General features: G+C 64.6%; 5 protein-coding genes and 1 pseudogene. 2 read left to right on the top strand and 4 right to left on the bottom strand.

Annotation, left to right across the window (positions count from 1 at the left end; all coding sequences use genetic code 11):
* Positions 1-58: 58 nt before the first annotated feature.
* A pseudogene (locus U9980_RS28725) lies at positions 59-316 on the top strand (type II toxin-antitoxin system RelE family toxin); the annotation flags it as partial.
* 8 nt (positions 317-324) lie between these two features.
* Here the strand turns inward: U9980_RS28725 and U9980_RS22850 are convergent.
* The 4 genes from U9980_RS22850 to U9980_RS22865 all read right to left on the bottom strand — a co-directional run bounded on the left by U9980_RS22850 (position 325) and on the right by U9980_RS22865 (position 2,081).
* A complete protein-coding gene (locus U9980_RS22850) occupies positions 325-516 on the bottom strand; it encodes a hypothetical protein (protein ID WP_322749528.1) in 192 nt (63 codons plus the stop codon).
* A 17-nt stretch (positions 517-533) separates the two neighbouring features.
* Positions 534-1,112 carry a hypothetical protein gene (locus U9980_RS22855; protein WP_322769821.1) on the bottom strand — a complete coding sequence of 193 codons (579 nt, stop codon included), beginning with the start codon at positions 1,110-1,112 and terminating at the stop codon, positions 534-536.
* A 16-nt stretch (positions 1,113-1,128) separates the two neighbouring features.
* The gene (locus tag U9980_RS22860; protein ID WP_322769822.1) at positions 1,129-1,695 is read right to left on the bottom strand and encodes an NERD domain-containing protein; all 567 of its coding nucleotides are present in this window, start codon (positions 1,693-1,695) and stop codon (positions 1,129-1,131) included.
* Between the two features lie 98 nt (positions 1,696-1,793).
* The gene (locus U9980_RS22865) at positions 1,794-2,081 is read right to left on the bottom strand and encodes a hypothetical protein (protein ID WP_322769823.1); all 288 of its coding nucleotides are present in this window, start codon (positions 2,079-2,081) and stop codon (positions 1,794-1,796) included.
* Between the two features lie 67 nt (positions 2,082-2,148).
* Here U9980_RS22865 and U9980_RS22870 point away from each other — a divergent pair.
* Positions 2,149-4,605, top strand: a 2,457-nt coding sequence (locus U9980_RS22870; protein ID WP_322769824.1) for a TIR domain-containing protein, incomplete at its 3' end; no start/stop codon positions are given.

Here is a 4,605-nt window from a genome sequence, read left to right on the forward strand (position 1 = left end):
GCTGCGATTCGCACGATCGTCGCTCAGCCCACCGCCGAGTTGGTTCGTGCCCAGGGCGATGTCGTCGCCGAGCACTGCGCCTCGCCACCGGCCGGTGACCGACGCCTACGAGACCGCCTTCACCGCGCCCGCTCGAGGCACCCTTCGCCGCCTGCCCGAGAAAGTCGCCACCGCCGTCGTCGAGTTCCTTTACGGATCGCTGGCGGCCAACCCGCACCGCGTCGGCAAGCCACTCCAGCTCCAACTTGCCGGACTCCACAACGCGCGACGAGGCGACTACCGTGTCATTTATCACATTGACACCGACAACCACCGGGAAGGTTTTTATGCGGCTTCAGCAGGCTCAACTATGTCGAGCGGGAAGGTGCCGGTGACGGGGTCGGCGCCAGGAATATGCAGCTCAATGGTGACCTGGGGGCCGCTTCCTTCGTTGTATGCGTTACGGACCACACCCTTCACGGTGGTCAGGCCGAAGGGAATGCGGACATGGTCACCAGCAACCGGCAGTGTCTGCATCGTATGCTTCCTCCTCGTCACCAGGGTCGCGGCGGGCCGAGGGTCGCCTCGATGAACGTCGCGAGGACATCGTCTAATGTCTCGGCCAGTTCGTCGAGCGACGAGCGCCATCGTTCCACGCTGGCCAGTGTGGGCGGGCATCCCCGCCGGACGAGGTCTGCGATCTCGCCGGGGTTGTCATGGGCCACAGCGTTGCGGGCTGCGTTCAGTTGGCCGAGCGCGGTGTTCCAGGAGGATGCGCGAAGGTTGGTCGCTTCGAGCGTAGGCCAGAGCGTCAGACCGAAGCGAGCAAAGTCTGCGCCGAGTGCGCCTGGATGGGCGTTGCCTCTGTCCAAAGCACGTCCGGATGTAAACAGCAAGCGTAGCGGTTCGAGGGATGCGGTGCGGGCTCCAGCCAGACGGCTTACATAGATGTTGGCCGTGAGATTATGCAGATCACGCGCGAAGCCTTGGAACTCGGCGGCAAGTCGTAGCGTAAGCGCCCAGCGGAAGACGACCGCCGGGCCGAGGTCATGCTCGACGAAGTCGACGGGCGTCGCGATACCGGGATGGTCGATGCCACGCAGTGCTAGGTACTCCCGCTCTGCGGCCCGCACCAGCTGGTCCCGCTGGTCACGGGAGTCGACACCGCTCGCCAGGTAGATGCGGACCCGGTGCGGCCGGTCCTGCGCGAACCGGTGACGGCGGGTCAGAAAATCCTGCCAACCAGGCCCCTCCTCGAAACCTGACCTCCAGGCGGGCGTCGCTCAGGAAGACCGCGCCCTCGATCCATGGCACCCGACGCCCGCGCATGGCCTGCTGGGAAGCCAGCAGCGACCTCAGCTTCCGTGCCTTACGGGCCGCTCCGATGACCGGGTTGTCGACGGGGGCACGATGTGTCTGCCGCCACGTGCCCGCATCGCCCACGAGTAGTGCGGACCACGACTTGATCTCTAAGATGACGATACCGACAGGGGTGACGAGCAGCAGATCGATCTCGTTGACCGAACCGTCGGTGCCGAGGAACTCCACGTTCGCCCAGGCCCGGAACGGATCCTTGTTCGGCAGCAGCGTCCTGAGATACCCCAGGGCCGCCCGCTCCCAGGCGAACTCGGACGGCGTGCGCTGCTTCCAGCGCTGATCGTCCACCCGAACCCCCGCAGCATCCCCTGGGGCCTCCAGGCGAGACGGCTTCGCCATCGCGCGTCGCCCTTTGGCCAGCCAGATCACCGTCCGTACAAACATGTAAGGGTAGTGCACCCTGTGTTGCCGAAAGGCAACCAGGCAACTGATGATCTTTACTCAACCGTTGGAATCTTCGACCCGGATGGAGCGACGCCGAACGTGGCGGCACCAGCCAACAGCGCCTCAGCCCGAGCCCGTCCCGCAGCATGCCCAAGCCCCACCACACCGGACTGAAGATCCAATAACTTCGGCACAAAAAGACGTCCGGACGGACAGGCTACGAAATCCACCGATCGGACGTGATTGGCAACAGTCGTGACGACGGTCATCAACAGTGCCGTCGACACCATGACCATGCGGCTTTGAAGATCCCAGAAGCGATGACACTCGGCAATATCCACTACGCTGTGCCAGCGATGCTGTGTGCGACGCCACGCTATGCTTCACTTCTGACCGGACGGGGGCGACATGGACAACAGGATGGACTTCTTCCTCAGTTACACCACAGCGGACCGGCAATGGGCCGAGTGGATCGCGTGGCAACTGGAGGACGCGGGTTACACGGTCGGACTGCAGCAATGGGATTTCACCGCCGGCGAAAACTTTATCTCTCGGCTGCATACCGCGCTCACCAACGCGGATAAGGTCATCGCGGTAGTTTCTCCAGCCTATATCCGATCTGCTGCGGCGATGTCCGAGGCCTCGACAGGGATCCAAAGCGAGCGGCTGATCCCTGTCCGGGTGCAGCCCGTGGAGACGCCGGCGGCGTTTGCCGGTTTGGTCTGGGTCAACCTCGCGGGGGCCAGTGACGCGGCGGACGCACGGGAGCGTCTTCTCCGCGCTGTCCAGGGAGGACGGCGTAAACCTCGTGGCGTGCCGGTGTTCCCCGGCTCCACGGTCGGACGAGAATCGGACCACAGCCCGCGTTTCCCTCAGAACGGAGACCAGCTCGACAGCCTCGGCCGCGAGGACGGTGAACGCGCACCGGGCCCACGAGCCCTCCTCGTGCATGCATCCGGCGACGCCACCTTCGCGGTCGAGTTAGCGGACTCGCTGCGAACGCTCCTGGTGGAGGGGGTGTTATCGGGGGTCGACATGCACCCGGTCCAGCAACCCCTCGAGGAAGACAGCGGGCTGCGGATAGCCACCGGCGTGCGGGAGGCAGAAGTCGCGTTGCTGCTGGTCAGCCGTGATCTGCTGGCGACGGAGTACGGCTCGTCTCGAGATATGAACGTGCTTCTCCGCCGCCACGAGGACCGCCAAGCCGTGGTGCTACCGGTCCTGGTGCGCGCGACGTCCTGGGAACACCAGCCCTTCGGGCGCCTTACCCCGCTGCCCTCCGACGGTGTTCCCGTCACCCGGTGGGCCAGCCGGGACGAGGCTCTCAAGAATATCATCGACGGCATCCGACTCGCAGTATCGGGCCTGCGTGGCGCCGCGGCCGAGCCGGGCATCGATCACGGACGCTTCTCGGCCGAGCGGGAGGAGCGCGAGTTGGGCGAGGTGTTCAAGCCCGCCGGCGTACCGACACTGACCTTCGTCGAACCAGACGATTTCATCGAGTTCCGGCTGGCACTACGCCAACCTGGGCTCGGCATCGTCCTGGAAGGGCCGTCCGGGATCGGTAAGACAACCATGCTGCGGCACGCCGTGTCCCAGGACTGCGACCGTCTCGGGCCGGTGCGGATCCTCAGTGCCCGCAATCCCGCCCACCTCGCTGAGATCAGCCGGCTGCCTGAGGGCCATAAGGGAGTCGTCGCGGTGGACGACTTCCACCGGTTGCCGGCCGAGACTCGGGACCGCCTCGCCGACTACCTGAAGTTACTCGCTGACGACGAGCGTCCGGCGGGCAAGCTCGTGGTGGTGGGGATCCCTGGCACGGCGCTGAGTCTGGTAACGGTGGGAACCGACGTGGCGACCCGCATTCGGGTGTTCCGGCTTGGCCGCGCCACCGAGAGCCTCATCCTTCAGATGATAGAGAAGGGCGAGGTCGCTCTCCACCTTCGCTTCGACAACCAGGCCGAGATCTGCCTGGCGGCAATGGGAAGCCTGCTCACGGCGCAGATGCTGTGCTGGCATCTGACGATGATGGCCGGTATCGAGCGGACAGTGGATACCCTGACGACCGTCCGGGCCGACATCAGACGGGCCCGCGCCAAGGTGACCGACTCTCTCCGCCTGAAGTACCAGCCGATGGTTGACGAATTCATCGTGCTCGACGCCGCCACCGAGCCCCTGTGTATCGAGCTCCTGCTTCGCCTCGCGCAGGCCCCCGATGGCATCCTTCGACTCCAGAATGTCCGCGAGGAACGCCCGGATCTGGACCACGCAATCGACCGGATTTTCATCGATGGGATGCGTAACGGCTTCGGGCTGAAGCGCAGGAGAATCGCCGAGCATCTCTTTTATGACCCGCGAGGCCAGCGACTGATCGCCGACGACCCGCAATTTCTGTTCTACCTACGGCAACTCAGCCGCGACGAGCTTCTCACCGCTGCCGGCAAAGTGCTGCCGGTGCCTCGGGACCAGGTATTCGTCTGTTATAGCCACAAAGACGCCGCATGGCTCGACCGGCTCCAGGTTCACCTCAGCCCCTTGGAACGCAACGGAGTCGTCGATCTGTGGTCAGACCGCCGGATAGAGCTGGGTGACGACTGGCGCAAAGAAATTACAATAGCGCTTTCCCGCGCACGTGCGGCGATCCTTCTCGTCAGCGCAGACTTCCTTGACTCCGACTTCATTCGCAATCATGAAATACCGCCACTACTCGAAGCAGCAGCGCAGGTCGGGTGCCGCATCCTACCGATTCTCGTGGCGCCGAGCCTGTTCGAACAGGAGCCATCCCTCGCCCGCTTCCAGCACGCCAATCCCGGCGGGATCACTCTCGTCGAGATGCCCGGCGAACGCGCCGAACGGCTCCTAGTG

This window comes from Protofrankia sp. Cr1, from assembly GCF_963555865.1.
In the GTDB taxonomy this organism is placed as follows: domain Bacteria; phylum Actinomycetota; class Actinomycetes; order Frankiales; family Frankiaceae; genus Protofrankia.

Coding starts and splice junctions, on each gene's coding strand:
- U9980_RS22850 (WP_322749528.1), bottom strand. CDS start 516: ATGCAGACACTGCCGGTTGCTGGTGACCATGTCCGCATTCCCTTCGGC.
- U9980_RS22860 (WP_322769822.1), bottom strand. CDS start 1,695: ATGGCGAAGCCGTCTCGCCTGGAGGCCCCAGGGGATGCTGCGGGGGTT.